The 26,856-nt window shown below is 64.9% G+C and carries 29 protein-coding genes and 2 tRNA genes; 18 read left to right on the forward strand and 13 right to left on the reverse strand.

Annotated elements, in window-relative coordinates; all coding sequences use genetic code 11:
* Positions 1-51: 51 nt before the first annotated feature.
* The 4 genes from rsmA to V474_RS01665 all read right to left on the reverse strand — a co-directional run bounded on the left by rsmA (position 52) and on the right by V474_RS01665 (position 5,937).
* On the reverse strand, positions 52-906 hold the full coding sequence (gene rsmA / locus V474_RS01650) for a 16S rRNA (adenine(1518)-N(6)/adenine(1519)-N(6))-dimethyltransferase RsmA (protein ID WP_236710508.1): 855 nt from the start codon (positions 904-906) through the stop codon (positions 52-54).
* Positions 903-1,934: a 4-hydroxythreonine-4-phosphate dehydrogenase PdxA gene (pdxA, locus tag V474_RS01655; protein WP_059149821.1), complete on the reverse strand. Its 1,032-nt coding sequence runs from the start codon at positions 1,932-1,934 to the stop codon at positions 903-905. The genes rsmA and pdxA overlap by 4 nt, the downstream gene beginning before the upstream one ends.
* Positions 1,935-1,955: 21 nt before the next feature.
* Complete coding sequence (locus V474_RS01660; protein WP_059150724.1) at positions 1,956-3,332, reverse strand: peptidylprolyl isomerase; 1,377 nt, start codon at positions 3,330-3,332, stop codon at positions 1,956-1,958.
* A 253-nt stretch (positions 3,333-3,585) separates the two neighbouring features.
* Positions 3,586-5,937, reverse strand: coding sequence for an LPS-assembly protein LptD (locus tag V474_RS01665; protein ID WP_059149822.1), 2,352 nt, complete (start codon positions 5,935-5,937; stop codon positions 3,586-3,588).
* A gap of 95 nt (positions 5,938-6,032) precedes the next feature.
* Here V474_RS01665 and V474_RS01670 point away from each other — a divergent pair, with 95 nt between their 5' ends.
* The 3 genes from V474_RS01670 (at position 6,033) to ndk (ending at position 8,611) form a co-directional block, all read left to right on the forward strand.
* Positions 6,033-7,496: a leucyl aminopeptidase gene (locus tag V474_RS01670; protein ID WP_059149823.1), complete on the forward strand. Its 1,464-nt coding sequence runs from the start codon at positions 6,033-6,035 to the stop codon at positions 7,494-7,496.
* Positions 7,497-7,516: 20 nt separating this feature from the next.
* Positions 7,517-7,954 (forward strand): DNA polymerase III subunit chi, encoded by a 438-nt coding sequence (locus tag V474_RS01675; protein ID WP_059150725.1) that lies wholly within the window; start codon positions 7,517-7,519, stop codon positions 7,952-7,954.
* 234 nt (positions 7,955-8,188) lie between these two features.
* Positions 8,189-8,611: a nucleoside-diphosphate kinase gene (gene ndk / locus V474_RS01680; protein WP_043975382.1), complete on the forward strand. Its 423-nt coding sequence runs from the start codon at positions 8,189-8,191 to the stop codon at positions 8,609-8,611.
* A gap of 213 nt (positions 8,612-8,824) precedes the next feature.
* Here the strand turns inward: ndk and V474_RS26000 are convergent, their stop codons facing one another.
* A complete protein-coding gene (locus V474_RS26000) occupies positions 8,825-8,971 on the reverse strand; it encodes a hypothetical protein (protein WP_169794981.1) in 147 nt (48 codons plus the stop codon).
* Between the two features lie 63 nt (positions 8,972-9,034).
* Here V474_RS26000 and V474_RS01685 point away from each other — a divergent pair, with 63 nt between their 5' ends.
* Complete coding sequence (locus V474_RS01685; RefSeq protein WP_059149824.1) at positions 9,035-9,280, forward strand: hypothetical protein; 246 nt, start codon at positions 9,035-9,037, stop codon at positions 9,278-9,280.
* A 12-nt stretch (positions 9,281-9,292) separates the two neighbouring features.
* Here V474_RS01685 and purN read toward each other — a convergent pair whose 3' ends face one another.
* Both purN and purM read right to left on the reverse strand, forming a co-directional pair.
* A complete protein-coding gene (gene purN, locus V474_RS01690; RefSeq protein ID WP_082699554.1) occupies positions 9,293-10,246 on the reverse strand; it encodes a phosphoribosylglycinamide formyltransferase in 954 nt (317 codons plus the stop codon).
* Complete coding sequence (gene purM, locus V474_RS01695) at positions 10,239-11,357, reverse strand: phosphoribosylformylglycinamidine cyclo-ligase (RefSeq protein ID WP_059149825.1); 1,119 nt, start codon at positions 11,355-11,357, stop codon at positions 10,239-10,241. Before purM ends, purN begins: the two co-directional genes overlap by 8 nt.
* Before the next feature lie 70 nt (positions 11,358-11,427).
* On the opposite strand from purM, the gene V474_RS01700 reads away from it, so the two are divergent.
* From V474_RS01700 to V474_RS01720, 5 genes are all read left to right on the forward strand, one after another.
* Positions 11,428-12,705: a hypothetical protein gene (locus V474_RS01700; RefSeq protein WP_059149826.1), complete on the forward strand. Its 1,278-nt coding sequence runs from the start codon at positions 11,428-11,430 to the stop codon at positions 12,703-12,705.
* 14 nt (positions 12,706-12,719) lie between these two features.
* Entirely contained in the window at positions 12,720-13,370 is a 651-nt protein-coding gene (locus V474_RS01705; RefSeq protein ID WP_059149827.1) for a P-loop NTPase family protein, read from the forward strand.
* Positions 13,371-13,427: 57 nt separating this feature from the next.
* Positions 13,428-14,144 (forward strand): serine O-acetyltransferase EpsC, encoded by a 717-nt coding sequence (gene epsC, locus V474_RS01710; RefSeq protein ID WP_059149828.1) that lies wholly within the window; start codon positions 13,428-13,430, stop codon positions 14,142-14,144.
* Between the two features lie 110 nt (positions 14,145-14,254).
* A complete protein-coding gene (locus V474_RS01715) occupies positions 14,255-14,521 on the forward strand; it encodes a DUF2794 domain-containing protein (protein ID WP_269085126.1) in 267 nt (88 codons plus the stop codon).
* Between the two features lie 79 nt (positions 14,522-14,600).
* Positions 14,601-15,362, forward strand: coding sequence for an EF-hand domain-containing protein (locus V474_RS01720; RefSeq protein WP_059149830.1), 762 nt, complete (start codon positions 14,601-14,603; stop codon positions 15,360-15,362).
* A gap of 22 nt (positions 15,363-15,384) precedes the next feature.
* Here the strand turns inward: V474_RS01720 and V474_RS01725 are convergent, their stop codons facing one another.
* The gene (locus V474_RS01725) at positions 15,385-16,284 is read right to left on the reverse strand and encodes an SDR family NAD(P)-dependent oxidoreductase (protein ID WP_059149831.1); all 900 of its coding nucleotides are present in this window, start codon (positions 16,282-16,284) and stop codon (positions 15,385-15,387) included.
* A 208-nt stretch (positions 16,285-16,492) separates the two neighbouring features.
* Here V474_RS01725 and purS point away from each other — a divergent pair, with 208 nt between their 5' ends.
* Positions 16,493-16,729, forward strand: a complete 237-nt coding sequence (purS, locus tag V474_RS01730) for a phosphoribosylformylglycinamidine synthase subunit PurS (protein WP_043975373.1) — start codon at positions 16,493-16,495, stop codon at positions 16,727-16,729.
* A complete protein-coding gene (gene purQ, locus V474_RS01735; protein WP_059149832.1) occupies positions 16,729-17,406 on the forward strand; it encodes a phosphoribosylformylglycinamidine synthase subunit PurQ in 678 nt (225 codons plus the stop codon). The genes purS and purQ overlap by 1 nt, the downstream gene beginning before the upstream one ends.
* A 96-nt stretch (positions 17,407-17,502) precedes the next feature.
* Here purQ and V474_RS01740 read toward each other — a convergent pair whose 3' ends face one another.
* The 3 genes from V474_RS01740 to V474_RS01750 form a co-directional block, all read right to left on the reverse strand.
* Positions 17,503-18,897 carry a peptide MFS transporter gene (locus V474_RS01740; RefSeq protein ID WP_059149833.1) on the reverse strand — a complete coding sequence of 465 codons (1,395 nt, stop codon included), beginning with the start codon at positions 18,895-18,897 and terminating at the stop codon, positions 17,503-17,505.
* Between the two features lie 239 nt (positions 18,898-19,136).
* The gene (gene aroB / locus V474_RS01745) at positions 19,137-20,249 is read right to left on the reverse strand and encodes a 3-dehydroquinate synthase (RefSeq protein WP_059149834.1); all 1,113 of its coding nucleotides are present in this window, start codon (positions 20,247-20,249) and stop codon (positions 19,137-19,139) included.
* The gene (locus V474_RS01750; RefSeq protein WP_059149835.1) at positions 20,240-20,827 is read right to left on the reverse strand and encodes a shikimate kinase; all 588 of its coding nucleotides are present in this window, start codon (positions 20,825-20,827) and stop codon (positions 20,240-20,242) included. Before V474_RS01750 ends, aroB begins: the two co-directional genes overlap by 10 nt.
* Positions 20,828-20,900: 73 nt before the next feature.
* Between V474_RS01750 and V474_RS26005 the strand changes: the two genes are divergently transcribed.
* From V474_RS26005 to V474_RS01765, 4 genes are all read left to right on the forward strand, one after another.
* The gene (locus V474_RS26005) at positions 20,901-21,059 is read left to right on the forward strand and encodes a hypothetical protein (protein ID WP_169794982.1); all 159 of its coding nucleotides are present in this window, start codon (positions 20,901-20,903) and stop codon (positions 21,057-21,059) included.
* On the forward strand, positions 21,056-22,942 hold the full coding sequence (locus tag V474_RS01755) for a hypothetical protein (protein ID WP_059149836.1): 1,887 nt from the start codon (positions 21,056-21,058) through the stop codon (positions 22,940-22,942). Before V474_RS26005 ends, V474_RS01755 begins: the two co-directional genes overlap by 4 nt.
* 4 nt (positions 22,943-22,946) lie before the next feature.
* The gene (locus tag V474_RS01760) at positions 22,947-23,834 is read left to right on the forward strand and encodes a tyrosine recombinase (RefSeq protein WP_269085123.1); all 888 of its coding nucleotides are present in this window, start codon (positions 22,947-22,949) and stop codon (positions 23,832-23,834) included.
* A gap of 101 nt (positions 23,835-23,935) precedes the next feature.
* A complete protein-coding gene (locus V474_RS01765; protein WP_082699555.1) occupies positions 23,936-25,441 on the forward strand; it encodes a M48 family metalloprotease in 1,506 nt (501 codons plus the stop codon).
* A gap of 103 nt (positions 25,442-25,544) precedes the next feature.
* Here the strand turns inward: V474_RS01765 and V474_RS01770 are convergent, their stop codons facing one another.
* Together V474_RS01770 and V474_RS01775 are read right to left on the reverse strand one after the other, a co-directional pair.
* Positions 25,545-25,721, reverse strand: a complete 177-nt coding sequence (locus tag V474_RS01770) for a Flp family type IVb pilin (protein WP_059149838.1) — start codon at positions 25,719-25,721, stop codon at positions 25,545-25,547.
* Positions 25,722-25,860: 139 nt separating this feature from the next.
* Positions 25,861-26,055 (reverse strand): Flp family type IVb pilin, encoded by a 195-nt coding sequence (locus tag V474_RS01775; protein ID WP_407938309.1) that lies wholly within the window; start codon positions 26,053-26,055, stop codon positions 25,861-25,863.
* Between the two features lie 92 nt (positions 26,056-26,147).
* On the opposite strand from V474_RS01775, the gene V474_RS01780 reads away from it, so the two are divergent.
* The 3 genes from V474_RS01780 to V474_RS01790 all read left to right on the forward strand — a co-directional run bounded on the left by V474_RS01780 (position 26,148) and on the right by V474_RS01790 (position 26,855).
* Positions 26,148-26,573: a (deoxy)nucleoside triphosphate pyrophosphohydrolase gene (locus V474_RS01780; RefSeq protein WP_059149840.1), complete on the forward strand. Its 426-nt coding sequence runs from the start codon at positions 26,148-26,150 to the stop codon at positions 26,571-26,573.
* Positions 26,574-26,647: 74 nt separating this feature from the next.
* Positions 26,648-26,724, forward strand: a tRNA-Arg gene (locus V474_RS01785).
* Between the two features lie 54 nt (positions 26,725-26,778).
* A tRNA-Arg gene (locus V474_RS01790) sits at positions 26,779-26,855 on the forward strand.
* Position 26,856 lies beyond the last annotated feature (1 nt).

A 26,856-nucleotide genomic window follows, 5' to 3' on the forward strand; every position in this document is an offset into this window, starting at 1 on the left:
CCTTTTTCGTTTGCGGTAGTCCTGCGATGCCGGATGTGCTTCGGGAAGCGATCAGCCTTTTGGTTTGGTCAGCACTTTCGCGATGCTGACGAACTCTGCCACCGAAAGCGTTTCGGCGCGGCGCTGGGCGTCGATTCCCAGGTTCTCCAAGGCTTCCAGCGCGCCGGGTACGCCCTTCAGGCTTTGGCGCAGCATCTTGCGGCGTTGGCCGAACGCGGCCTCCGTCACCCGTTCCAGCACCCGCATCGAGACACCTTCAGGCGCCTCGGCCGGGGTGACGTGGACGATTGCCGACATGACCTTGGGCGCGGGGGTGAAGGCGCTGCGGTGGACTTTCATCGCCAGCTTCGCGGTGGAGCGCCACTGCGCCAGAACCGCGAGGCGGCCATAGGCGGAGGTATCTGGCTCGGCGATGATGCGGCGGGCCACTTCCTCCTGGAACATCAGGGTCAGCGAAGCCCACTGCGGCGGCCAGGTTTCGCCGGAAAGCCAGCCGATGAACAGCGCGGTGCCGACGTTGTACGGCAGGTTGGCGACGATGTGATAAGGGCCGTCAAACAGCGACGCGGGGGCGATTTTGAGCGCGTCACCCTCGATGACTTTCAGCTTGCCGGGAAACGCTGCTTCCACTTCCGCGAGCGCAGGCAGGCAGCGCGGGTCCATTTCGACAGCGGTGACGCTGGCACCTGCGCGCAGCAGTGCCCGCGTCAGGCCTCCGGGACCGGGGCCAACTTCGAGGACATGCTGGTCGCCAAGCGAAGCGGGGATCGCGGCGATGCGGTCCAGCAGGTTCTCGTCGAGGAGGAAATTCTGGCCCAGCGCTTTGGATGCCGAAAGGCCATGCCGGGCGATGACTTCGCGCAAGGGCGGCAGGCTGGGGGCGGGTAGGGCGGGTACGGTGGTCAAAGGGATCTCCTGGCGGCGCATTCACCCGCCATGCGGATCGCGGCGATCATGGCGCCGGCACTGGCTTTGTGTTTACCGGCGATGGCGAAGGCGGTGCCGTGGTCGGGCGAGGTGCGCACGATGGGTAGGCCGAGAGTGACGTTCACGCCCTGATCGAAATCCAGCGTCTTGATCGGGATCAGGGCCTGGTCGTGGTACATGCACAAGGCCACGTCGTAGCGGGTCCGCTCGTGCGCGGCAAAAAGGGCATCGGCGGGATGCGGTCCGGTGACGGTCAGACCTTCGGCGCGCAGGGCGGCGATGGCGGGCGCGATGACATCCCGGTCCTCGGTTCCCATGCGCCCGTCCTCGCCCGCATGGGGATTGAGGCCCGTGATGGCGATGCGGGGGGCGGCAAGGCCGAAATCGCGGGCGAGGCCCAGGGCGACGATGCGGGTCTTGCGCTCGATGAGTTCGCGGGTGACGAGGCCTGGCACGGCACTGAGCGCTTCGTGAACAGTCAGCGGCACAGTGCGCAGCGAAGGGCCAGCCAGCATCATCACCGCGTCTTCGTGCGGGACGCCGCAGGCGTCTGCAAGAAATTCGGTCTGCCCAGGCTGGGTGAAGCCGACGCCGGCGAGCTTCGACTTGGCGATCGGCCCGGTAACCACGGCGCCCGCTTCCCCGGACAGCGCCAGCTGAGTAGCGTGTGTCAGCGAATGGAGTGCGAGCCGGGCGCCGTCCACAGTCGGTTCGCCGAATGAGGGTTCGCAGTCCTCGTCGCCGAGAACGGGCAAGGCGGCGGCGAATGTAGCCAGCGCATCTTGTGGATGGGCAATGCGCGCTACCGCAAGGTCAAGACCGCGCGATGCGGCGGCCGCGCGCAGGACGGCCGCGCCGCCGACGACGAAGAACGGGGCAAGCCCCTGTTCTTCTCGTCGAACCCATGCCTCGACAATCACTTCGGGGGCGATGCCCGCAGGGTCCCCGAGCGAAACGGCAAGCGGCAAAACGGTGTGAGGGGCGGCCCCCGGCTTTCCAGGGGTCATGTCAGCCGCCCCGCTCGAAGATCAATTGTATTCGATGATCGCGTCACGGCGCAGATCGCGCAGGTAGGTCTGCGCGCGCTTGTTGACGCGGTCGTCCTCGAGCTGGGCCTGGAGCTGTTCGAAGCTCGGGCCGTCGTTGACCTGCGGATCGTCGCGGCCGCAAAGCATGAGGATGCGAATGCCCTCGTCTAGCGAGCCGAACGGGGGCAGCGTTTCGCCGGGCGAAAGCTGGAGGATCGAGGTTTGGATCTGGGCCGGAAGGTCGCGTGCCTTGACCTGATCGTTGGTCACGACCTGGGCGCCAAGACCTGTGGCGACCTTGTCGACATCGCCGCAGCCCTTGGCCGCCTTGATGCCTGCCGCAAAGGATTCGGCGCGCTTGCCGGCCTCAGCCTCGCTGACGCCCTTGGGGAAGGGCAGCGAGATCTGCTTGAGCGAGAGGACCGCATCGCGCGGATCGGCGGTGAGTACCTGGCGCTTGTCGATTAGGTAGAGGATGTCGAAACCGCCGGGCACTTCGACCGGGCCGACCAGCTGGCCGGTTTCGAGGTCACGCGCGACGACCTGCAATTCGCTGGGAAGCTGGGCGAGGCGGACCCAGCCCAGGTCACCGCCGACCGATGCGGTGGTGGCTTCCGAATACTGGCGCGCATAAGCGACGAAGCTGCCGCCCGAGCGCAGCTGCTGCACAATCTTCGTGGCGTTTTCATATACCTGCTGGCGCGCGTCCGGCGCGGCCGACATGTAGATCTCGCCGAGCCGGTATTCCTCGGTGCCTTTGGCCGCCTTGAGGCGCGAAAGGTTCTCGTTCACTTCGTCGTCGGAGACGTTGATAAAGGGCTGGACGTTGCGCTGTAGCAGGGCCTGCCACGACAGTTCACCGCGGATCTGGCGCTTCAGCGATTCCGGTGACGAGCCGATACGCTTGAGGTACGCATCCATCGCGCCGACGTTCTGATTGAAGTTCTGCTGCGCCACGCGGGCGTAGGACTGGTCAATCTGGGCGTCGGCGACCGCGGCATCGGCAGCCTTGGCCTCCTGGATCTGCAAAGTCTCGTCGATGAGGTTGCGCAGGATCTGCAGGCGCAGGCGCTTCATTTCCTCTTCGTCGATCTTGCCCTGGTTGGCCGCGACGATGAGGGCGAGGCGCTGGTCGACATCGGTGCCGGTGATCACGTCGCCGTTAACCACGGCCGTGGCGCGGCGCAGGTTGGGATTGTCGTTGCCGAAAATCTTCACGTCGTCAGGGATGACGATCTCGCCTTGGGGCGCCGACTGCGCCTGAACCGTGCCGGCCCCGAGCGCCGACGCGAGTGCGGCCAGGCTGCCGACGGAAACGAATGCTCGCCTGATGAACCTGCTGCGCCTGGTCTGGCTGAGCGTATTGACTGCTTGCACCGTGATTTCAATCCCGTCTTCGACCGGCCGAAGCCGGATCATCCCGGGCAGGCGCCCTGCTGGAGCGGCCTGCCGTATTCTATTGCGTACCTGTCCCCACGTGCCCCGGGGCGGCTTAACTGAAAATGAGCACACCCGATAGCGGCTTTGCTCGGGAGTGCCAATGTTTCCGGCACGTACATCGCAGGATGCTGGCGGCGGCTTCGACAAGCCGGGCATGAGCAGGTTTCCGCAGCCAGCCTCTTGGGCCCGGTCAATGCGCCCCTATGTTTTTCAACGCAAAGCCCAATTGGAAGGAATCACCGCGCTTTACGTCCCCCAGGGCCACATAATCGCGGCGCCAGGTGAGCGAAATCTGGATGCAGTCGTCTTCGTAAGCGGCGCCGAAGCGGGTACGCAGCGGCTGGAAGCCGTTCGAGCCGTTGTCGGGGTCTTCTTCACGTGCAGTCATGTTGACGACTGCAGAGCCGAACAGCGACCAGTACTTCGCGAAGGCGATGCGTCCTGCGGCCCTCAGTTCCTCGCGGTCCTGGAGATCCTCGATTTCCTCGGAAATGTCGCGGTTCAGCTTGGTATAGCCGACTTCCAGGTAGGATCGGGTATTACCGATGACCGCGTCGAATTCGTTGCGGCGTACCGCCAGGGTGTCTTTGTCGACGCGGAAGCGGTGCACGAAATTAATAGCGTCGCGGTAGCGGATTTCGGTCCGGCCGACGATGTCAGAGGTCTTGTTGGCAAGGCCGGTGCCGTCGGGCAGCACGGTCGCGCGGTTGGACAGGCGGACCGACTGACCGACGGTGGTCTTGATCCGCCAGCGTGGGCGCTCGAACTGCCAGTCGAAGCCGTAGGTGAACCGCACGCCATCCTCGATCCGGTCGTAGCCGGGAAAGCGGTTAAGCGCGAAGAGGTTGCCGGTGTCCAGTTCGATCGCGCGCGAATCCTCGTTGGGTATCGCGAGGTTCTTGATCTTCGGGCTGGCTACCACCTGGAAGCGAGGGGTCAGCACCTGGGTGCCGCCGAAGACCTGGCCGACGAACGGCCATTTTACGTCGAGGGCAGCCGTGGCGATGCCGCGGCCCTGCCATCCTTCCGTGCCTCGGTAGAGCGCGGTGTCGGTCTTGAGATTCTCGTCCGAATGATAAACGTCGCCGCGCACGAGGCCGGTCAGCGTCACTTCCTGGCCCATGCCGGTCAGCTTGCGCAGCGACCACTGCCCGCTGGCGAAGGCGCGCTGGGTATCCTGCCCGTTGGATCGCATGATGCCCAGCGTATTGGCCTGAAGTTCGAATTTGCCGCCCAGCAGCGGATCATCGATGCGGCGGCGATAGTCGATCACCGGCAGGGCGACCGGAATCTGCCCCTGCACGCGGTCCGACTGCATGGTCTGCGTGGTATAGCCGGCGAAGGAAAAGTAACTGTCGTCGTCGATCCGCTCCACCTCGATGGTCGAGCGCAGGCGATCGTCGCGGCTGAGGTCGTAGCGGCGCAGGAACGTGCGGTCGGTGGCGCGGCGGATCGAGCCGGTCACGCTCCAGTTATCGTCAAGCTGCAGGCGGCCGTTGGCGAAGATGTAGCCGCGAAACGCGCGCTTCCCATCGGGGCTGGTGATGTCCGAGCCGCCGGCAATGGGAATCCTGCTGCTGGACGTCGCGTAGCCGGTGATCTGGTACGCGCTGCGATCGGTCAGCGCGCGATATTGCACCGAGGCCATCGGCGCAGCCCCGGTATAGGCCGAAACGGTGCCGGTAAGGTCGCGGTTTTCGGCGATCTTCCAGAAGTAGGACTGTGAGAGTTCAAAGCCGTTCGACGGGCTGGAGCGGATGTCAGGCATCAGGAAGCCGGAAACCGAACCGCCATCCGTGCCGATTGTCAGACCCAGCAGCGGCAGCTGGATGATGCCGAACAGCTCGATCCGCGCGTCCTTGAAGCGCACGCGCTTCTGTTCTTCAGAATAGACCACCTGCTTGGCGACGATGCGCCAGGTCGGCTTCTTGGGGCAGCCGTCGTCATCGGTGACGTCGCATCCGGTGTAGGCCGCCTGGTTGAGGATGACGTCGCCATTGGCGATTCGCTCACCCTTGAGCGCGGCCATTCTGCCGCCCTCGCGCATGACGAGAAGCATGTTCTCCATCATGCCGGTCTTGAGCTGGTCGGTCAGTTCGACCTGCTCGGTATAGAGCTGGTTGCCGTCCTGATCGACGAGGCGCACGTTGCCGACGGCCAGGATCTTCCCGCTGTTGCGGTCCCAAGTGACCTTATCCGAGCGGACGGACTGGGCTTGGCCCTTTTCGTCGCGGCGGCGCAGCACCACGTTACCGGTCGCGGTGACCAGTTCGCTGTTCTGCTCGTACTGGACGTCATCCGCCTCGAAGGCGACCGGCTCCGCATCGGCGGTGGCCGGCGGTGGTGCAGGGGGCTGGCCTTCCATCGGGCCGGTGTCGACCTGACGCGAAACGTCCTGGGCCAAAGCCGCGCCGGGTAAGGCGGTGTAAAAAACGGGTGCAGCAGCGATGCCCAAAGCCAGCACGCGCAAGGAAAGAGGGCGCAAGCGGCGGATCTTGGAACGGATCGGGGCTTGCAGCGGGTTCTGCGCAGGCGGGAGCATGGGTTGCCTATCGCATCGCCTGTGCCTAACTGCAATCCAGTCATGCGGTGAAGCGCACAAGATCAGCGTTTCACCGGGGAAATCCAGGAGAATCCATGAAGATCCAGTTCCTTGGCGCGGCAATTGCCCCCAATGTTCGCCTCGTCGCCCGCTTCGTCAATCAGGACGCACTGCCAGCCGACCTTGAGCCGGTACTGGCGCAGGGTGCAAAGATGGCGCGGTTTTCGGGTAAAGCGGGCCAGGTCTTCGAGGGATTCGCCGAGCGCGGCGGCAATGTGGTGCGCGTTGCGCTTGCCGGCATCGGCGAGGCTTCGGCGAAGGACCGTAAGGGTGCGATCGAGCGTGCGGGCGCCAATGTAGTCGCCAAGTACCTGACCAGCGGCGAGACTGCGCTGACCTTGGACCTGACCGGCGCGGCTCTTTCTGCTGAAGAAGCCGCCGGCGCGCTGCTGGGCGCGGTCCTGCGCTCGTGGCGCCACGATGTCTACCGCACCAAGCTGGGCGCGGACGCCAAGCCCAGCCTTGCCGAAATTTCCGTGGTCGGCGCGCCGGAAGGCACCGAGGTCACCTGGGAGATCGAGCAGGCGATCGGCCAGGGCGTGTCCTTCACCCGCGAACTCGTCACCGAACCCGCCAACATCATCTACCCCGAGAGCTTCGTGGAGCGCTGCAAGGCGCGCATGGCAGGCACCGGCCTCACCATCCGCGTCCTCGACGACAAGAACATGGCTGCGCTCGGCATGGGTTCGCTGCTTGGCGTTGCACAGGGCTCGGTTCGCCCTGCGCGCATCCTCGTCATGGAATGGCTGGGCGGCACCGAGGGCGAGAAGCCCGTGGCCTTTGTCGGCAAGGGCGTGACGTTCGATACCGGCGGCATCTCGATCAAGCCGGCCGGCGGCATGGAAGACATGAAGTGGGACATGGGCGGCGCCGGCGCGGTTGCCGGCACCATGCTCGCGCTCGCACTGCGTAAGGCAAAGGCCAACGTCATCGGCGTCTGCGGCCTTGTCGAGAACATGCCCGACGGCAATGCCCAGCGTCCCGGTGACGTCGTCACCTCGATGTCGGGCCAGACCATCGAAGTCATCAACACCGACGCCGAAGGCCGCCTCGTCCTGTGCGATGCGCTGACCTGGGTGCAGCGCGAGTACAGCCCAGCCAAGGTGATCGACCTTGCCACGCTGACCGGTGCAATCATCCTCAGTCTCGCGCATGAATATGCCGGCCTGTTCTCGAACAACGACGCGCTTGCCGCCGAACTGAACGCTGCCGGTGAAGCTTCGGGCGACCGCTTGTGGCGCATGCCGATGGGTTCGGCTTACGACAAGATGATCGACAGCCCGATCGCCGACATCAAGAACGTCGGCCCGCGTCCCGGCGGTTCGATCACGGCGGCGCAATTCCTGCTGCGCTTCATCGAGAACGACACTCCCTGGGCACACCTCGACATCGCGGGCACCGTATGGACCGATAAGGCAGGCGCCACCTGGGAGAAGGGCGCAACCGGCTTCGGCGTGCGCCTGCTCGACCGCTTCGTGCGCGATACGCTGGAAGCGTGAGCGAAAAAGGGTCGCCGCTCATGCGCGTGGACTTCTACCAGCTAAGCCGCGACCCCGCCGAGGCGGCCTTGCCGCTGATCGCGCGCAAAGTTCTTTCGGACAACGCGCGCCTGCTCGTCGTCTCGGGCAATCAGGATCAGCGGATGCGGATTTCGCGCGCGCTGTGGTCGCTTTTGCCCGAGACGTTTCTCGCCAACGGCCATGCCGGGCAGGGGGATGAGGATCGTCAGCCGATCCTTCTCTCCGACACGCCCGAACCGGCCAATGGCGCGGCGTTCCTTGCCATCGCCGATGGCCAGTGGCGTGAGGGGGAGATGCCTTTCGCGCGCACGTTCTATATGTTCGACGATGAAAGCGTGCAGCAGGCCCGGCAGGTCTGGCGCGAATTGCGCGCCCGCGAAGGGGTGGAACACTTTTACTGGAAGCAGGAAGGCGGGCGCTGGGTTCAGGCGGGATAACCGTTTGGGGGCTTCGACACGCTCAGCCTGAGCGGGTCGGGGAAACTGCCTTGAATTCGGGCGCCGCCGTGGGAAAGTCGTTCGCTCTCAAATCCCGCTCACGCTGAGCCTGTCGAAGCCCCCTCCCGCACACGCTCCGGTGAAGCATGCACTCACCCGCTTGCCGCCCCCGGCAAAGCCCGCTAGGGGCGCGCCCAACAATTCACGCTTTCCCATTTCGCAAGGAACAGTTCCATGTCGGTCACCCGCACATTTTCGATCATCAAGCCCGACGCAACCCGTCGCAACCTGACCGGCGCCGTCACCAAGATGCTTGAGGAAGCCGGCCTGCGCGTCGTCGCTTCCAAGCGCATCCAGATGTCCAAGGAGCAGGCCGAGGGCTTCTACGCCGTCCACGCCGAGCGTCCCTTCTTCGGCGACCTCGTCTCGTTCATGATCTCGGGCCCGGTCGTGGTTCAGGTTCTCGAAGGTGAAGACGCCGTGAAGCGCAACCGCGACATCATGGGCGCCACCAACCCCGAGAACGCCGATGCCGGCACGATCCGCAAGGAACTGGCCGAATCGATCGAAGCAAACTCGGTCCACGGTTCGGACTCGGAAGAGAACGCAGCGATCGAGATCGCCTACTTCTTCAAGCCGGAAGAACTGGTGGGCTGATTGCCCAACTTGAATTGCGGAGGTTAACTCTTCGTAACCAGGATGAAGGTCGCCGGTTTCGGCGGCCTTTTTCTTTGGCTCGACTCGCAAGTGCGCTTAAGCGTCGGCGCTTGAGAAAGGGGCTGCGGGCCTCGTTGCGGGATCTAGCGTTTCGATGACCAGAACCATTATCATTGCCGGATCCCTTTCGTTTCTGGGGGCGGTCCTTTTATCTCAGGCGGCCAGCACGGCGTCGTCCGGCGCTTCGGACCAGCGCGGCGCAGTCGCCTCGCCCGGCGCAATCAGCGTAAGCGCCGCGATCACCTCGCACTGATCCCCGCGTGTACCTCCGCCCGATATCGGGGCGGCGCTGCGTGCCATGTCATTTGGATTTGATCCACTGCGGATCGCCGCTGTACGGTGTTTCGCCAAAGGAGAGCGGCGATGCAGGACATGGGCGAAACGGGCGAGAACTGCCCTTTTGAATTCAACTTCGATGAGAAAACCTTCAAGATCGGCGACACCGTGAGCTTTCGCGTCAACGGCAGCCTCGAAGGTTTCCCTTTCGTCGGCACCCTGGTCGAAGTGCACGACGATCATGTCCTGATCGCGGGCGATCCGCAGGACCCGGCGAAGCATTATCGTGGCACCCGCGAAAGCAGGCCTCAGGTAGAATATACCGAAATCTGAGCCGGTTGAGGCTCAGAACGCGTCGGCAGCGTCCAGCAGGATCGTCAGCTTTTTGGGCGCTACGGAGCGCCAGGACCGGCAAAGCCAATCGCGAACCGCGTCCCAGTCGGTATCGCCCAGGTCCAGGCGGATGCCGATCCAGTCGCCGCCGAAGTACGTGGGGCGGTAGTAGCGCGCTTCGTCCTGTTCGATCAGCATGGCCTGTTCATCCGGCCCGCTGATCTTGACGAGCAAGGCGACGCGGCCGTCTCCGTGATGATCGGCGCTGACGTAGGCGAATTTCTTGCCCTTCACGATGCCGAAGCAGGCCATGCCGTGGCTGACGGTTTCTTCCGCCTCGGGCATTTCCATCGCCCTTTCGCGCACGCGTTCAAGCAGCCATTCGGGGCTGGTTTCCCGCGTGACGAGCCTGGCGAGGCAGCGCGAATAGAGCTGGTGCTCGGCGATCAGCACGCGGGCGGCAAGACTGTCCGCCGTGTCGCCGGGCAGAATCGCAACCGGAGTCTGGCCCAGCACGGGGCCGTCGTCCAGCTGCGCGGTGACGAGGTGGACGCTGACGCCGCCGTGGCTGTCACCCGCTTCGATCGCCCGGTCATGGGTATGCAAGCCGGTATACTTGGGCAGGAGCGAGGGGTGAATGTTGACCATCCGGCCTTCCCACTTGCCCACGAATTCCGGCGTGAGAATGCGCATGTAGCCGGCCAGAGCAACCCATGCGGCGCCGCTGGCACGGATCGCCTTGTCCATCGCCGCGTCGTGTTCGGGGCGCTTCATGCCCTTGTGGCTGAGCGCGAAGGTTGCAAGGCCTTCCGCTTCGGCCAGGCGCAGACCCTTCGCATCGGGATCGTTGGCCGCTACCAGCACGATCTCATAAGGGCAGTCAGCCGCGCGGCTGGCATAGAGCAGCGCGGCCATGTTGGTGCCGCTGCCCGAGATCAGGACGGCGACTTTAGCCCTGTCAGCCAAGGTGGACGGCTTCCCAAGGTTCCTGCGCGGACCAGGTCTCCACCGAACCGGTAACGGTGCAGCCCTTTTCGCCGGCCACGATAGTGCCGATCGTGAAGACGGTTTCGCCCGCTGCTTCGAGATCGGCGGTGAGCGAGGCGACTTCGTCCGCTGCGACCGCCAGCACCATGCCGACGCCGCAGTTGAAGGTGCGTGCCATCTCGCCCGGTTCGATGTGGCCCTGCGCCTGCAGGAACGCCATCAGGCGCGGCTGGGGCCAGGCATCGGCGTCGATCCGCGCATGCAGGCCCTTGGGCAGCACGCGGGGAATGTTCTCCAGCAGGCCGCCGCCGGTGATGTGGGCGAGGGCGTGGATGCGAGCTGGCTTTCCGTCCTTTGGGCGAACGAAGGGCAGCAGACTCTTCACATAGATACGCGTGGGCGCGATCAGGGCGTCGATCAGCAGCACTTCGGGGTCGAACAGTGCAGGGCGGTTCAGCTTCCAGCCCTTATCCTCGGCAAGGCGGCGCACCAGCGAGTAGCCGTTCGAGTGAACGCCAGAGGAGGCGAGGCCCAGCAGCACGTCGCCTTCAGCGACCTTGTCGCCGGTAAGCTGCTCGCCGCGCTCCACCGCGCCGACGCAGAAGCCGGCGAGGTCGTAGTCGCCGGCGGCATACATTCCAGGCATTTCAGCGGTTTCGCCGCCGATCAGCGCGCAGCCTGAAATCTTGCAGCCATCGGCGATGCTGGCGACGACTCGTTCGGCGACGCCGTTCTCCAGCTTGCCGGTGGCGAAATAGTCGAGGAAGAACAGCGGCTCCGCGCCCTGTACGATCAGGTCGTTGACGCACATTGCGACGAGATCGATGCCGATCTGGTCGTGGCGGTCATGATCGATCGCCAGCTTGACCTTGGTGCCGACGCCGTCGTTGGCGGCGACCAGCAGCGGGTCTTTGTAGCCGGCTGCGCGCGGATCGAAGAAGCCGCCGAAGCCGCCAAGCTCCGCGTCTGCGCCGGGCCGGGCGGTGGATTTCGCGAGCGGGGCGATGGCCTTGACCAGCGCATTTCCGGCCGCGATCGAGACGCCGGCCTGCTCGTAGCTGTAGCTCTTCTGAGAGTTATCGTCGGACATTGGGCGCGCCTAGCGCTTTGTGACTTGGATTTCCATCGCCGTTTGGGCAAAAGGCCCACGGTTTCGACAGATGGCGTACACGATCTCCCAAAAAACCCTGCGGTCTGCCCGCATTAGTCCAATGGGGCGCAAGGCGCTGATCATCGGCGGCGTAGCTGCGCTTGCGCTCTGCGTCGTTGGCGGCGTGCGACTCGCTGCCCAGATCGAAGGCGATCGCGGCATCGCCCCGCTCGCCAATTCCGAGGATATCCAGGTCAACGGCATCCAGGTCGACGTTACCGGCAAGACCGGGGCGGAAGCACGGCTTGCCGGCTGGAAGCAGGCGGAAAAGGAAGCCTGGAAGAAGCTGGGCGGCCCGGACATGCCGACCGAATCGATCGATGCGATGGTCTCCTCGGTGGTCATCGGCCACGAGCAGGTAGGCCCGCGTAGGTACATGGCGACGCTGGGCGTGATTTTCGACAAGGCCAAGGCGGGGCAATATGTAGGCAGCGGTGCGGGCACCGGCCCGCGCTCGCCGCCGCTGCTGCTGCTGCCGGTCCTGCAATCGGGCGGCGTGCGTCAGGTCTTCGAGGTTCGCGGTCCCTGGCAGAAGGCCTGGGCGGAATTCCAGGCAGCGGCCAGCCCGGTAGATTATGTGCGTCCGGCCGGATCTGGCGGCGAATCTCTTATTCTTACCGCTGGCCAGCAGGGCCGCCGCAGCCGTCTGTGGTGGCGCACGGTACTGGGGCAGTTCGAAGCTTCCGACGTGGTCAGCCCGGTCGCGCGGCTGGAACGACAGTGGCCGGGCGGTCCGATCAACGGCACGTTCACGGCCCGCTACGGCCCCGACAACAAGTTCCTCGGCAGTTTCACGATGACGGCGGCAAGCGAGCAGGATCTGCCGCGGATGCTTGACCAGGCGGTGACGCGGGTGGACGGGCTTTACCGCGATGCGCTTTCGCAGGGAGTGCTGCAGCCCGATCCGACGATCAATGCCGGCGGCGTCGCACTCGACCGCGCTTTCGAGGAACTGCGCCAGAAGCTCATGCCCAAGGGCGACGATCTGCCGGCCGTGGTTATCTCCCAGCCTACCCCGACCATTCGCGCCGAGGATGTCAGCGGCGCCCCGGTCGAGACCGTCACGGTGCAGTTCGCCACGCCCGATGCGGCGGCGGTGGATGCGGCGCTGGCTGCGGTTCGCGGTGTGCCCGGTGTTCAGGGCGCCGCGACGGTCAGCCTTGCCATCGGCGGCACTTCGGTCATGCGCGTCACCGCTGCGGGCGGTTCCGAACGCATCGCTTCGGCCTTGCGCGCGCAGGGCTGGAAGGTGTCGAGCGGTGGCGGCGCACTCAGGATCAGCCGCTAAGGCTGCACCCGGTAATGAGGCAGATCGCCCTTCCGCTGTCCGCTGCGAGCGACAGCCCGCCGCGCATTGTCGTGGCCGCCGCCAACTCCGGCGTGGTCGACGCACTGCTGGAACCCGGCAGCTGGCCATTTCGAACCGCAATTCTTTCCGGCCCGGCCCGTTCCGGCAAGTCGCTGCTGGCACGCTGGTTCGCCGACTCGGGCGCGGGCGATGCCATCGACGATGCTCATCTCATGGAAGAGGACGCGCTGTTCCACCGCTGGAACCGTGCGCAGGAAAGCGGCCGCCCGCTACTGATCGTCGCGCAAAACCGCTTCGCGCCCGGAACAGGTGACGGTGAATGCGCCGGGGCGGAGGCGCGCTGGCGGGTGACCTTGCCCGACTTGTCATCGCGGCTGGGCGCAGCGCTCGATCTGGAGATCGGCGAGCCGGACGATGCCATGCTGGCCGGCCTTATCGAGATCCACGCCGAGATGCGCGGGCTCATCCTCGATGAAACGGCGATCCAGTACCTTGCAGGGCGATGCGAGCGTAGCCATCTGGGCGTCGAACGTCTGGTCGCCGCCATCGACCGGCTCAGTCTCGAGCGTAAGGTTGCGCCTACCATGGCGATCTGGCGCGACGCCCTGATTGAGACTAAAGGCGGCGACACCAGGGAGCCGTAAGGGCGCATCTGTTGCAGGGTAGTTGCAAACCGAGCCGATTGATGGGAGATTCGGGTAATGCTGGGTGATATTGTCCGCTACCTGGATTCCGTCGTCGCGCGGGACCCCGCACCGCGTTCGCGGTGGGAAGTCCTGTTGTATCCCGGTGTCTGGGCGGTGTTTTGGCACCGGATAGCCCACGCGTTGTTTCAGGCCGACCTGTTCTTTCTGGCGCGGGTGGTGAATCATCTTTCGCGCTTTCTGACCGCGATCGACATCCATCCGGGTGCGACCATCGGCAAGAATTTCTTCATCGATCACGGATTCACCGTCATCGGCGAAACCGCGATCATCGGTGACAACGTGACGATCTACCAATGCGTGACGTTGGGCGGTTCAAACCCCACCAATGGCGTGGGCGGCAAGCGCCACCCAACCTTGCTCGACAACGTGATCGTGGGCTCCGGCGCGCAGATCATCGGCCCGGTGACCATCGGCAAGCGCGCGCGCATCGGTGCCAGCGCCGTAGTCACCGAAGATGTGCCCGAAGGCGCTACGATGATTGGAGTCAAGGCGCGCTCCACGCTGGTCAAGGCGGAAACTTACGCCAAGGAGTTCATGCCTTACGGCACGCCCTGCAAGGAGCCGTGCGAGCCTGTCGGCAACCAACGGGTGGACGAACTGGAAGAGCAGGTTGCCCTGCTGCGCGCGCAGGTGGAATCGCTTCTGGCCGCGCGTGATCATGAGACCCGCAGGGTCGAGCGGGCAAGCGAATCGGTGCTGAAGGGTCTTTGAACCGCATGGCGGCAGGCCCACAAGGTGGCGGTTCTATGACCGGCAGCGTCGTGCCATTTCCCGGCGGCGGCGCGCTTCAGGTCGGTTTCGAAAGGCTTGAACTTTAGCGCATCCTCGATCTTTACGGGCGCATGGTCGCTGCGGGAATTTGGCGCGACTATGCGATGGACTTTGCGCGCGATGCCGCCAGTTTCTGCGCCTTTCGCCGCGCTGCCGAGCGTCCCCAGGCCCGAATCGAGAAACGTCCGGCGCTTCGAGGCAAGCAGGGCATGTGGACACTGTTTGGCGAAGTCGGCCAGATGCTAAAGCGCGGGCACGACTTGTCCAATGTTCTCAGCCCGCTGGAGCGCAAACTGCTCAAGATCGTCGAAGACTGAGAACGCGGGAAAACGGGTTGCTGCCGATTATTTCTCGCGTTGAAATCTTCCTGTTAAATATCGCGGACAGACCGCCCGCATGCGCAAGATTTCCCTCATCCTCGCCGCGGCTTCACTGTCGCTGATCCAGTCTCCCGCGGTTCATGCGCAGGGCATGCCAGGGGGCATGGATGGCGGTATGGGCGGCGGAATGGGAGACATGGGCGGCGGTCCCGGCGGCGAGGGTGATGGGCCGGGCGGCGGCAAACCATCCGCCCCGCGTCCCCCCAAGCCGGTGAAGCGCAAGCAGTTCGACAAGATCGTTGCCGCCATGTTCCGCGAAGCCGATGCCAACAAGGACGGCTTGGTGACCATCGCCGAGCTTCACGCGGTCGTCGACGCCCGCCGCGAAACCACGATCCGCGCCCGCTTCGAGGCCGTGGACAGCAATCGCGACGGCAACATCTCCCCGGCCGAATTCATGGCCTGGCAGAAGCGCATGGGTTCGGCCGCCTCCAGCGATGCAAACGCCTTCGGGGACCGCAACGGTCCTATCCCCGACGCCATCGTGGCGAGCGGCGACAATCCCGACGACTACGTGCTTGTCCAAATGATCGAGCCGCTGAACGGCACGACAATAGCGCGCGCCAACACCAATTACGATGCCGGTGTCAGCCTTGAGGAACTGCTGGCCTATGAAGGCAAGCATTTCGACGAAGCCGACAAGGACCACGACGGCGAGTTGAGCATGGATGAACTGCGCCCCGCAGGTGGTCCGGGCATGGGGCCAAGGCGCGGCGGTCCCGGCGGTCCCGGCGGCGCGGGTGGTCCGCCGCCTTGCCGGCCGGGGCAGAACTGCTGAGCGCAGTCGTCAGACGCCCAGCCTACATCTTCGTTAGCATCGAAAGCGCGTGCTGGGCCTGCTCCATTCCGTTCTCGAAGATGTGGTCCTCCCGGCGGTCGGTGATGCGCGGCCATGCGGCGGCGATGTCTTCGGCGCTGCGATGGTCTTCGGGCAGGAGAATACCGTCATTCATGGTGATCCAGGCGCTCTGGAACACCCCGCCGCCTGCCGCTACGATCGCATCGGTGGGCGCATCCCTCGATACGAGGAATATCGCCGCAGGCGCGACGTTGCCGGGCTCGAAAGCCTTGTAGGCCTCATCGGGAAAGATGTCGGCGGTCATGCGGGTGCCTGCGGTGGGGGCGATGGAATTGACGCGGATGTCGTATTTCGCGCCCTCTAGCCGAAGGGTGCGGGCAAGGCCCAGCACCCCAGCCTTCGCGGCGCCGTAATTGGCCTGCCCGAAATTGCCGCCCAGCCCGGTCGAGGAGGTTGTCATCAACACGCGGCCATAGTTCTGCTCGCGCATCGTGTCCCACACCGCCTTGGTGGCAAAGGCGCTGCCCAGCAGATGGACACGCAGGACCAGTTCGAAATCGGCCGGGTCCATCTTGGCGAAGGTGCGGTCGCGCAGGATACCGGCATTGTTGATGAGGACGTGGACGCCGCCCCAGGCCTCTTTCGCGCGGGCGGTCATGGCTTCCATCTGGGCATAATCGGAAACGTCGCCGCCGTCCGCCATCGCCTCGCCGCCGGCTTCGCGGATTTCCTCGACCACAGCAAGAGCGGCGTCGGAGTGGCCTGTTCCATCCCGCGCTGCGCCCAGATCATTGACCACCACCTTCGCCCCGCGCCGGGCGAGATCCAGCGCATAGGCGCGGCCCAGCCCGGTTCCGGCGCCGGTAACCACCGCAACCTGTCCGGTAAAGGAAATGGTCATTGGACTTGGAACTCCGCTTCGGCGCAGGGCTGCGACCGCCCCTCGCAGATGGCAGCTTGGGCGAGGCGGTTCAATCTCGCGCACCGGATTTCACGCATTTCCGGGACATTCCTGGCTGATGGGGCAACAGCGTGACTTGCCCCGGCGGCGCTGGGGAGTCATAGGCGCTCCCAACGAATCTGCGCCCGCAAAGCGAAAGGCCCTTCAGATGAAAGTCCGCGTCCACGTCAGCCTCAAGCCCGGCGTCCTCGATCCGCAGGGCCGTGCGATCCATCACTCGCTTGAAGGCCTGGGCTTTGCCGGCGTCAACGACGTGCGCGCCGGCCGCCTGTTCGAGCTGGACGTGGCCGACAGCGTTTCCGACGAAGCGATCGACGAGATGTGCCGCAAGCTCCTCGCCAACATGGTGATCGAGAACTACCGCATCGAGAAGGTGGCCGCCTGATGGCCTTCACTTCCGCCGTCATCACCTTCCCGGGCTCGAACTGCGACCGCGACATGGCGGTGGCGCTGGAGAAGGTCTCGGGCACTGCGCCTCGCCGCGTCTGGCACGGCGACAGCCAGCTGCCCGAGGGGCTGGACTTCATCGCCGTGCCCGGCGGGTTCTCCTACGGCGACTACCTGCGCTGCGGAGCCATCGCTTCGCGCTCACCCATCATGCAAGCGGTGATCGCTGCGGCGGAGCGCGGCGTGCCGGTGCTGGGCGTGTGCAACGGCTTCCAGGTGCTGACCGAAAGCGGTCTGCTCCCCGGCGCGCTGCTGCGCAATGCAGGCCTGAACTTTGTGTGCCGCGAAGTCAGCCTCGAAGTCGCCAACGCGCAGTCGCTGTTCACCTCCGCCTACGAGGCTGGGCAGGTGATCCGCGTCCCCGTGGCGCATCATGACGGCAATTACTTCGCCGACGATGCCACGCTCGACCGGATAGAGGGTGAGGGCCGCGTGGCCTTCCGCTACGCGGAAGAGGTCAACGGTTCGGCCCGCTCGATCGCAGGCCTGCTCAACGCGGCCGGCAACGTCCTGGGCATGATGCCGCACCCGGAGCGCGCGATTGAGGCCACCCACGGCGGGACGGACGGGCGCGGCCTGTTCGAAAGCGCGATCCGGGGCTTCGTCGGGGCCTGATCGCGTTTGTCCGGTTTGCGGACGATGCCTATGAAATGAAAAACCCTCGGGATGGTATCCCGAGGGCTTTTCATTTGTGCGTGTGCGCCGCCTGGCTCATGCGTGCTTTGGCGCGCCCATCAGGCGCTTGGCCAGCAGCAGCTTGAACAGCCCGAAGCCGACCAGACCGACCATCGCGGTCCCTGCGTGAAGCAGCCAGAACTGCGTAGTGGGCATCGTCTCGAACAGCGTGCCGATCTTGCCGACAGCCAGGTTCGCGCCGAAGAACGCCAGATAGTAGATTCCCACGATCGAGGCATTGAGCGCGCGCGGCGCCAGCCGGGTGAACAGGGCCAGGCTGACCGGCAGAAGATGCGAGAAACCGATCGAGTTCACGAGGTGGAACATCACCGGCCAGAACAGGCCGATCTTGCCCGTCCCCTGCGTCAGCGCCGCCATGTAGAGGCACAGAGCGCCGCCGAGGATGAACACGCAGCCCAGGATCATCTTGCCCAGCTCGTCCGGTTCCTTTCCGGTACGTTTGCCGACGAAGGCCCAGAACGCGGCAACGGCCACCAGCATCGAGAAGCTGAGCGTAGCGTCAAGCGTGATCATCCAGCTGGTGGGCAGGGCGGTGCCCATGAACGTCAACTGGAACTGCTGGTCGGCCCAGACGAGGTAGGCGTTGAAGATCTGCTGGTTGGTCAGCAGCGAGAAGCCGAGGATCGGCACCAGCACCAGCACGGCGGCAAGGCGGGCACCGTCACCGGGCTCGAATTTGACGCGGGCCTGGTCCGACCTCGCGGTCCTGGGCTTGTCCGCCGGTAGCCATGGGCGCGCGGCTAGGTAGATGAGCAGGCCGATCACCATGACCACGCCGGCGGCGCCGAAGCCCCAGTGCCAGCCGATTTTCTCGCCCAGAGTGCCGGAGATCAGCGGTGCGGCGATCACCGAGACATTGATGAAGATGTAGAAGATCTGGAATGCCATGGCCCGGCGGATGTCATTGGCGCCGTAGAGTTCGCCCACCTGACTGGCGATATTGCCTTTGAACAGGCCCACGCCGATGACCAGCGAAAGCAGTGCCAGCAGGAAGGCGCCCTCGAATGCCATCAGGAAATGGCCGAGCGACATGATGACCGCGCCGGCGATCAGCGCCGCGCGCCGTCCCAGCAGCAAGTCGGCTAGCAGGCCGCCCAGGATCGGCGTCAGATAGACCAGCGCGGTGTAGGTCCCGAAGATTTCGGAGGCGAGTGGCTGGCCTTCGAGGCCCGAAAACAGGTGGGTTTTCAGCCACTCCAGCCCGATCACGCTTTCCTGCCGGCCGGGGACCAGCAGATACTTTACCATGTAGAGGGTCAGCAGCGTTTGCATCGAGTAGTAGGAAAACCGCTCGCAGCCCTCCACTACGCCGAGATAACCCAGGCCCTTGGGGTGGCCGAGGAAGGCGCGGTCGTCCCGCGCGGCCTCCTCGGGAAAATCGAGCTGCGGTGTCGCTTCGGCTGCTGTCATGGATGAGGTGACTTTCTCGGCCCGTAATTATCTTATCGCGATGCGCAATCGCGGTGCGTGCGCGAGCAATGTCACGTCGATGTAATGCCGTCAATTTTGGATATCGCGAAGTCCGGCAAGGCGGCAGGCCGCGACAAAGCCTACCCCCTCCGGTACGCTGCGGGGGGATTCACGCGGAGAGTAACGGCCCCGCGGCCCTTGCGAAACCGGCCATAATCAAGCAGCCGCTTTGTTGAGGTTTACGCCGTGCGCGTCAGTTCCTCGTCGAGGAAGGCGGCGACGTCGTCCAGCGAGACTTGCTTGTCGAGATAGGTCTGGCCGATGCCCTTGAGGAGCAGGAAGGGCAGGGTGCCCGCATCCATCTTCTTGTCGTGCAGCATGTGGCGCACAAGGCCCCCGCCGTCGCAGTCCATGCCCAGGGCGGGAAGGCTTGCGGGAAGGCCGATTTCGGCGATGTGCCGGGCAATATGCTCGGCCGTGGCGCGCGGCATCAGCTGGCGGCGGGCGGAATAGCGCCCCGCCAGAACCATGCCCAGCGCAACGGCCTCGCCGTGCAGCAAGCGCGAGGAAAAGCCGGTTTCAGCCTCCAGCGCGTGGCCGAACGTATGGCCGAGGTTAAGCAGGGCGCGGCGGCCGGTCGTCTCGAACTCGTCCTCGGCGACGATGCGGGCCTTGGATGCTACCGAATGGGCAACCGCATATTCGCGCAGGCCGCCGTCACCGGCGATCATCTTCGCGGCATTGGTATCGCACCACGCAAAGAAATCAGCATCGTCGATCAGGCCGTACTTCACCACTTCGGCATAACCGGCGAGCAGTTCGCGTTCCGGCAGTGTTTCCAGGGCCGAAAGGTCAGCCAGCACCAGCGAGGGCTGGTGGAAGGCGCCTACGAGGTTCTTGCCCGCCGGTGTGTTGATCGCGGTCTTGCCGCCCACGCTCGAATCGACTTGCGCAAGCAAGGTCGTCGGCACCTGGATGAACTGGCAGCCGCGCTTCAGAACCGAGGCGCAGAAGCCGGTGAGATCGCCGATGACGCCGCCGCCCAGCGCGATGATATGGTCGCCGCGTTCCACTTCGAGGGCCAGCAGCCAGTTCACCGTAGCGGCCAGTTCTTCCCACGACTTGGTCTTTTCGCCGGGGGGCAAGATGCGCCAGTGCGGTTCGTGGCCATTGTCGCGCAACGATGCCTCGACCACGGCGCCCCAGGCGGCGTGGACGTTGGAATCAGTGATGATCGGCACACCGCGTTTGCGCAGTTTGCCCCGGCAATTCGGCACGAGTTCGGCCAGCAGCCCGGCTGCCACGCGCACTTCGTAGGGGCGCGATGCGATGTCGACGGGGATCACAGCCATTGCGAAATTCCCTGGAGAACCTTGTTGATCGTCTGGACGTGTGGCCCGCTGCCGCTTGTCACATGGATGGGGGCCTGAGCATAGTGCGGCGCGCGTTCGTCGCGCAGGCGGCCGAGGATTTCGTGCGGGTCGCCACCGCGCAGCAGCGGGCGGTTTTCCTTGCGCGCGGTACGCTCGACCAAGGTAGCGACCTCGCTGTCGAGCCAGATGGTGATCGCCTTGTCGAGGATCAGTGCGCGTGTCTCAGCATTGCAGAAGGCGCCGCCGCCGGTGGCGATGACGATTCGCGGCTTGCCTGCATTGGCCCGCTCGGTGACGAGGCGGGCGATCACCCGTCGCTCGCCGTCGCGGAAATAATCTTCGCCGTAAGTGTCGAAGATTTCGGGGATCGTCATCTGCGCCGAACGCTCGATCTCGTCGTCGGCATCGACGAAGGGGCAATCTATCAGAGTGGCGAGGCGTTTGCCCACGCTGGACTTGCCGACACCCATCATGCCCACCAGCACGATCGGGCGGTCGATACGGCGGGCGAGCGCCGCAATTTCCTGCGCGGAAAACCGGGTCTGTTGAACGTCCATTGCCCGACCGCCTATAGTTGCGCTAGGTCGCAGCGCAAGCACGGTTAAGATCGGGCATGATGAAGGAAGACGAGTGACGATCATGAAACGCAGGCGCAGGCTTGCAGGAGCAATCGCCATCGCCGTTCCGCTCGCCGTGGTCGCCCTGGGCGTCGCCGCATGGAGGGACGCGGGTGTTCAGCCGGTGGCGGACCAGACTGTCGCGATCCCGCTGCCGGAGCTTGCGAAATGAGGGCAGTCAACCTTCTGGCAGGCGCCGCGCTGGCGCTGACCTCGGTTTGGGTTGCGGCGCAGGACGCACCCGAATCGCTGCTGCCCAAGATGTTCGACGAGCCGGCGCCGGCGCCCTCGCGCACAGCAGCGCCGCGTCCGGCAGCGCCGCGCCCCGCATCACCGCGCCCGGCGGCGCCAAGTAGCGCGCCGTCGCCGTCGGCGGCGCGCGCGGTCTCGACGCCGGTGGTGCAGGCCATCCCGACCGGGACGCCCGCAGCCCCGGCGCTGGTGCAGGCGCAGGATCAGGGAACGCTCACGCGCGTGCCCACGCTCGATGAACTGGCGCGCATGTCGCCGGAAGATTTCGAGGGGCTGCTAGGCAGCAAGATCGTGATCGACATGCCGCCGCAGTCGCGCCGTTCGGTCGACGAAGCCGGGCTGCTGGATGAGGAGGAGGGCGGACTTGCCCTCGATTCGCTGGCGATCCAGAACGGTCGCCTGATCCAGGTCGCGCTTGCGGGTAATCGCGGTGCGCTCGTTTCGCGCTGGGGACACATCCTCCTGCGCCGCGCGCTCGCCTCGCGCCTGCAGCCGCCGCGCGGGATGAGCGCGCAGGACTTCCTGGCGCTGCGTGTCTCGCTGTTGCTGCGCATGGGCGAAGCCGACGCCGCGCGGGCGGTGCTTCAGGACATGGACATCGCCGATTACAACCCGGCGATTGGTGCGGTTGTGCTCGACGTTTATTCCAAGAATGCCGATTTCACCGGCATGTGCCCGGTCATGGCGACGCAGGGTTCGCTGCGTGATGACCCCGCATGGGGTGTGACCCGCACTATCTGCGAGGCGTTCCGGGGCAACAGCACTGCCTCGATCTCGCGGCTGGAGCGTGATCGCAATCGCGGGACGATGGACCAGATCGACATGTTGCTCGCGCAGAAATACGCGGGCGCGGCCGGCAAGTCACGCCGTGCGGTGACGATCGAATGGGACAAGGTGACCGGGCTGACCTCCTGGCGCTACGGCCTGGCTATCGGGGTCGGGCTGGAGCCGCCTGCCGCCCTGATGGCGAGCGCGGGGCCATCCTATGACTATGTCACCGCGCTGGCGCCGATGGTGGGCCTTGCCCGACGGGCTGCGGCGGCAGACCGTGCCGGGGCGGCGGGTGTGCTGTCCAACGCGGCGATGGTAGACCTCTATTCGCAGATTTATGCCGACCCGGACGTGACCGGCGAATGGCAGGACCGCGCCGAATCCCTACGGGACGCCTATACCCAGGAAGACCCGGCTGCCCGCCTTGCGGCAATGCAGGCACTGTGGAACGTCAGCGGGCCGCTGAAGTATTCGCGCGAAGTGCTGACGGCCGCTGCCGCTGCCCGCATGGCGCCCAGCGCCGCGCTGGCGGACAGCGCACCCTCACTTATCGCCTCGATGCTGGCGGCGGGTTACGATGCCAATGCTCTGCGCTGGGCGAACGTGGTCAATGCCGGCTCGCGCGGCTGGGGCCTGCTCGTCCTGGCAGCGCCTGGGCGCGGGCCCACGGTCGATTCGGGCACGGTCGGCACTTATGTCGACGACGACGACAGCGTGAACAAGCGCCGGTCGGCCTTCCTCGTTGCGGGCCTTGCAGGGCTTGGCCGGATCGACGACGGAGAGGCGGAGCGTGTCTCCGCCGATACCGGGGCGAGCATCGCCGGAACCACTCGCTGGACCCAGGCGATCGACAGTGCAGCGCGGCGCGGCGATGCCGCAAGCGTGGTGCTGCTTGCCGGGTTCGGGATGCAGGGTGACGACTGGCAGCGCATGACGCCGCGCTTCCTGTTCCACATCGTCTCGGCCCTGCGCGAAGTCGGCCTCGATGCAGAAGCCCGGATGATCGCTGCCGAAGCGGTGGCCCGGGTCTGAGGGGGTGACGGGAGAGGATCTCCCCGAACGCTTCCTGGCAATGCTGGCCGCCGAACGCGGCGCGGCGGCGAACACTCTTGCTGCCTATCGTCGCGATCTGGAAGCGGCGCGCGAAGTGCTGGGCGATGTCGCGGCGGCGCGGCCTGAAGCACTGGAGCGGCTGGGTTCAGCGTGGAGCCAGCTTGCCGCCTCCAGCCTTGCGCGGCGGTGCTCTGCCTTGCGCCAGTTCTATGGTTTCCTGATCGACGAGGGACTGCGCGCCGACGATCCATCGCCCGCGCTGCCGCGCCCGCGCACCCGCCGCCCCCTGCCGCGCCTGCTTAGTCATGAGGAGGTGGAGCGTTTCCTCGCCACCGCCGACGAGGAGGCGGTTAGCGAGCATCACGGTGCGGTGCGGCTGCTGGCGCTGCTCGAAATGCTCTATGGTTCGGGCCTGCGCGCAACGGAGCTGGTTTCGCTGCCGCTGACGGCGGTGCCGCGCGATGCACCCTTCCTCCATGTCACCGGCAAGGGGGGGCAGCAGCGCATGGTGCCGGTCAGCACCCGCGCGCAGGCCGTGCTGTCGCGTTGGCTTTTGGTGCGCAAAGGCACCTCGCGTTACCTCTTCCCGTCGAGCGGGGCGAGCGGTCACCTGACGAGGGTGCGGCTGTTTCAATTGCTGCGGGCACTGGCGGCGCGGTCCGGGATCGATCCCGAGCGGGTGTCGCCGCACGTACTACGTCATGCCTTTGCCACGCACCTGCTGGAAGGCGGGGCGGATCTTCGCGTATTGCAGATGCTGCTGGGCCACGCGGATATCGCGACGACCCAGATCTACACCCATGTCGATAGCGCGCGATTGGTCGCGCTGGTGAACTCGCGCCATCCGCTGGCGGGCGGCAAGGCGCAGTAGGCGGGCGGAACAAGGCATCTGCCGCCTCGTTCCTCGACACGGGAAGAATACTTGAGAGCCAACGCGAAGCGGCGACGCTTCGTGCAGGGAAGGGAAGCGACATGGCCATCAATTCGAAACAAGCCTCGAAAACCGTACTGCGCGGGGTTACCGCACTGGGCGCTGTGGGCTTGCTGTGCACGCTGACCGGACCGGCGCCGCTGGACGCGCAGGCTGCCCAGGCGGCCAAAGTCTACGCCATCAGCCCCTCCGACAAGGCGCAGGGCGCCAAGGCCCATCCGGAACTGCTGGCTGAGTTCGGCGGGGCGGTCACCGGCGCGCAGGCCAGCTACGTCGAGCAGGTCGGCAAGAAGATCGCATTGCAGTCGGGGCTGTCGAACACGGCGGGAGACTTTACGGTGACGCTGCTCAATTCGCCGGTGAACAACGCTTTCGCGATACCCGGCGGCTATGTCTATGTGACGCGCCAGCTGACCGCGCTGATGAATAACGAGGCGGAACTCGCCGGGGTGCTTGGGCATGAGGTCGGCCACGTTGCCGCGCGCCATTCGGCGCAGCGGCAAAAGGCCGCTCAGCGCAACCAGATCATCGGCCTGCTCGGCTCGGTGCTGGCAGGGGCGGTGCTGGGCGACAATGCCTTCGGGCAGCTTGGCCAGAAGGTGTTTTCGCAAGGCTCTCAGCTGCTGACGCTCAAGTTTTCGCGCTCGCAGGAACTGCAGGCCGATCAGTTGGGCATCACCTACCTCAAGCGCGCGGGCTACGATCCTCGGTCCATGGCGACAGTGCTCGAAAGCCTGGCGCGCCAGAACGCCCTGGAAGCACAGCTGCGCGGCGGGACCAGCGAAACCCCGGAATGGGCCTCGACCCACCCCGATCCCGCATCACGGGTGCGCACGGCCATGACGTACGCCGGAAATTCTGCGACGGGCACGACGAACCGGGATGTGTTCCTCAGCCGAATCGAGGGGCTGGTCTATGGCGACGATCCCAAGCAGGGTGTGGTCGACGGCCGGAAGTACACGCATCCGGTGCTGCGTTTCGGCTTCGAGGCGCCCGATGGCTTTTTCATGGTCAACGGCGCCAGTTCGGTGTCGATCAGCGGAACATCGGGCAAGGCGCAGTTTTCCGGCGGTAGGCTTAGCGGCACCCTCGATTCGTACATCGACACGGTCTTTGCCGGACTGACCGAATCGGATCAGGCGCGAATTACGCCAACCGCCGTCGAGAAGACCACGGTGAACGGCATCCCTGCTGCCTACGGAACGGCGCGGGTGCAGTCTTCCAGCGGCACTGTCGACGTGGTGGTTTTCGCCTATGACTTCGGCAACGGGCAGGCCTACCACTTCGTGACGCTGGCGCAGCAGGGAGGGGCGGACGTCTTCACTCCGATGTTCCGCTCGCTACGGCGCATTTCTGCCGCTGATGCGGGCAGCGTGAAACCCCGGTTACTGGATGTGGTGACTGTAAAGGCAGGCGACACCGTGCAGACTCTGGCGGCGAAAATGGCCTATTCGGATGCGCGGGTGGACCGGTTCCTGGTTCTGAACGGGCTGCAGGCCAATGCGGCGCTGACGCCGGGCCACAAGGTGAAGCTGGTTACCTACTGAACCGGCGCGGTCTTCCGGGTGTTTGATACAAGGTATCGCAAACAAACGAAAAGGGCGGCAGGTTTCCCTGCCGCCCCAATTCGAAGTAATCCCGTTTAGGAAATTACTCACCGACGCCTTCCGCCATCTTAGACGAAGTCTTGTCGAAGGTGGACATCAGCTGCGAACCCATGCCCTGCATGGCGGCGATGGCGGCAACTGCGATGAGAGCGGCGATCAGACCGTACTCGATTGCGGTGGCGCCCTTTTCGTTGCGGCGCAGCTTGGCGAGAAACTTCATGAATTGTCTCCTGATAAAGCAGTCTAGTGTACCCGGTCCGCCTCGCTTCAGTCTCTCTTCTGCGCCTTGGACAATTTGTTCCCTACAGTGCAATCGTTGACAAAGGTTTAAGTCAGATTGTTCCGTGCTTGCGGTGAATTCAGTTTTTTGGCTGTGCCGAAGAAAATTTTGACGCGATATCCGTCCACAACTGAACGGTCTGGGTGGCGGTCGCCTGGATCGCGATGAGGACGATCAGGACGATGAATGCAAGGATCAGCCCATATTCGACCGAGGACGTGCCGCGTTCGCTTTTCGTGATCGTCGAAAGAATGCGCTGTGGCAGCATGTTCACCGTATAATTCCCGCAAGAGGGCGCCGGGATCGCACCGGTGCGTTAAATTGCCTTTAAGCCAGGAGGTTCGACTGCAAGATTTTCCGACACCGATGCTGGTGGTCGCCATCGCGCTTGATGCAGGCGACGGCAGCGTCCTTATGCAGCGGCGCGATTTCGGGGCCGTGCATGGCGGCTTATGGGAATTTCCCGGAGGCAAGGTCGATCCGGGCGAAACGCCGGAGCAGGCGGCGGTCCGCGAACTGTCCGAGGAGCTGGGCGTCACGTTGGATATCGGCTCGCTGGAGGCGGTGGGCTTTGCCAGCGGGCATACGGTGCCGGCGGAGCAGGGCGGCAAGGGGCCGTCACGCCCGCTGGTCATACTCCTTTACGTATGCCGTAGCTGGCAAGGCGTGCCGACCGCTCTGGAGGCGGCGGAGCTGGCTTGGCTGGCGCCCGGGGCGATCGCTTCCTTGTCCATGCCGCCGCTCGATTATCCGCTTGCCGAGGCGCTGGGTCGCTACCTTTCCGCCGGTTAATGCATTTTACGGGCAGAAGGCGCGATATAGGCGTTGACCCCGTCCGATTCCCTTCCTAAAGGGCCACCTCCAACGCACCCATAGCTCAGCTGGATAGAGCATCAGACTACGAATCTGAGGGTCGGGCGTTCGAATCGCTCTGGGTGCACCACTTTCCCTTTTAGGGTTTGCGGTACATTTTGTGTGTTGGAAAAAATGGTATTGTGCACCCATAGCTCAGCTGGATAGAGCATCAGACTACGAATCTGAGGGTCGGGCGTTCGAATCGCTCTGGGTGCACCAC

Origin of the sequence: Novosphingobium barchaimii LL02, from assembly GCF_001046635.1 — a bacterium.
GTDB classification, from domain to species: domain Bacteria; phylum Pseudomonadota; class Alphaproteobacteria; order Sphingomonadales; family Sphingomonadaceae; genus Novosphingobium; species Novosphingobium barchaimii.

Bases quoted from the DNA above. Each gene is read 5' to 3' on its own strand.
- pdxA (WP_059149821.1), bottom strand. From the start codon at position 1,934: ATGACCCCTGGAAAGCCGGGGGCCGCCCCTCACACCGTTTTGCCGCTT.
- V474_RS01665 (WP_059149822.1), bottom strand. From the start codon at position 5,937: ATGCTCCCGCCTGCGCAGAACCCGCTGCAAGCCCCGATCCGTTCCAAG.
- V474_RS01670 (WP_059149823.1), top strand. From the start codon at position 6,033: ATGAAGATCCAGTTCCTTGGCGCGGCAATTGCCCCCAATGTTCGCCTC.
- V474_RS01675 (WP_059150725.1), top strand. From the start codon at position 7,517: ATGCGCGTGGACTTCTACCAGCTAAGCCGCGACCCCGCCGAGGCGGCC.
- ndk (WP_043975382.1), top strand. From the start codon at position 8,189: ATGTCGGTCACCCGCACATTTTCGATCATCAAGCCCGACGCAACCCGT.
- V474_RS26000 (WP_169794981.1), bottom strand. From the start codon at position 8,971: ATGGCACGCAGCGCCGCCCCGATATCGGGCGGAGGTACACGCGGGGAT.
- V474_RS01685 (WP_059149824.1), top strand. From the start codon at position 9,035: ATGCAGGACATGGGCGAAACGGGCGAGAACTGCCCTTTTGAATTCAAC.
- purM (WP_059149825.1), bottom strand. From the start codon at position 11,357: ATGTCCGACGATAACTCTCAGAAGAGCTACAGCTACGAGCAGGCCGGC.
- V474_RS01700 (WP_059149826.1), top strand. From the start codon at position 11,428: ATGGCGTACACGATCTCCCAAAAAACCCTGCGGTCTGCCCGCATTAGT.
- V474_RS01705 (WP_059149827.1), top strand. From the start codon at position 12,720: ATGAGGCAGATCGCCCTTCCGCTGTCCGCTGCGAGCGACAGCCCGCCG.
- epsC (WP_059149828.1), top strand. From the start codon at position 13,428: ATGCTGGGTGATATTGTCCGCTACCTGGATTCCGTCGTCGCGCGGGAC.
- V474_RS01720 (WP_059149830.1), top strand. From the start codon at position 14,601: ATGCGCAAGATTTCCCTCATCCTCGCCGCGGCTTCACTGTCGCTGATC.
- V474_RS01725 (WP_059149831.1), bottom strand. From the start codon at position 16,284: ATGACCATTTCCTTTACCGGACAGGTTGCGGTGGTTACCGGCGCCGGA.
- purS (WP_043975373.1), top strand. From the start codon at position 16,493: ATGAAAGTCCGCGTCCACGTCAGCCTCAAGCCCGGCGTCCTCGATCCG.
- purQ (WP_059149832.1), top strand. From the start codon at position 16,729: ATGGCCTTCACTTCCGCCGTCATCACCTTCCCGGGCTCGAACTGCGAC.
- V474_RS01740 (WP_059149833.1), bottom strand. From the start codon at position 18,897: ATGACAGCAGCCGAAGCGACACCGCAGCTCGATTTTCCCGAGGAGGCC.
- aroB (WP_059149834.1), bottom strand. From the start codon at position 20,249: ATGGCTGTGATCCCCGTCGACATCGCATCGCGCCCCTACGAAGTGCGC.
- V474_RS01750 (WP_059149835.1), bottom strand. From the start codon at position 20,827: ATGGACGTTCAACAGACCCGGTTTTCCGCGCAGGAAATTGCGGCGCTC.
- V474_RS01755 (WP_059149836.1), top strand. From the start codon at position 21,056: ATGAGGGCAGTCAACCTTCTGGCAGGCGCCGCGCTGGCGCTGACCTCG.
- V474_RS01765 (WP_082699555.1), top strand. From the start codon at position 23,936: ATGGCCATCAATTCGAAACAAGCCTCGAAAACCGTACTGCGCGGGGTT.
- V474_RS01770 (WP_059149838.1), bottom strand. From the start codon at position 25,721: ATGAAGTTTCTCGCCAAGCTGCGCCGCAACGAAAAGGGCGCCACCGCA.
- V474_RS01780 (WP_059149840.1), top strand. From the start codon at position 26,148: ATGCTGGTGGTCGCCATCGCGCTTGATGCAGGCGACGGCAGCGTCCTT.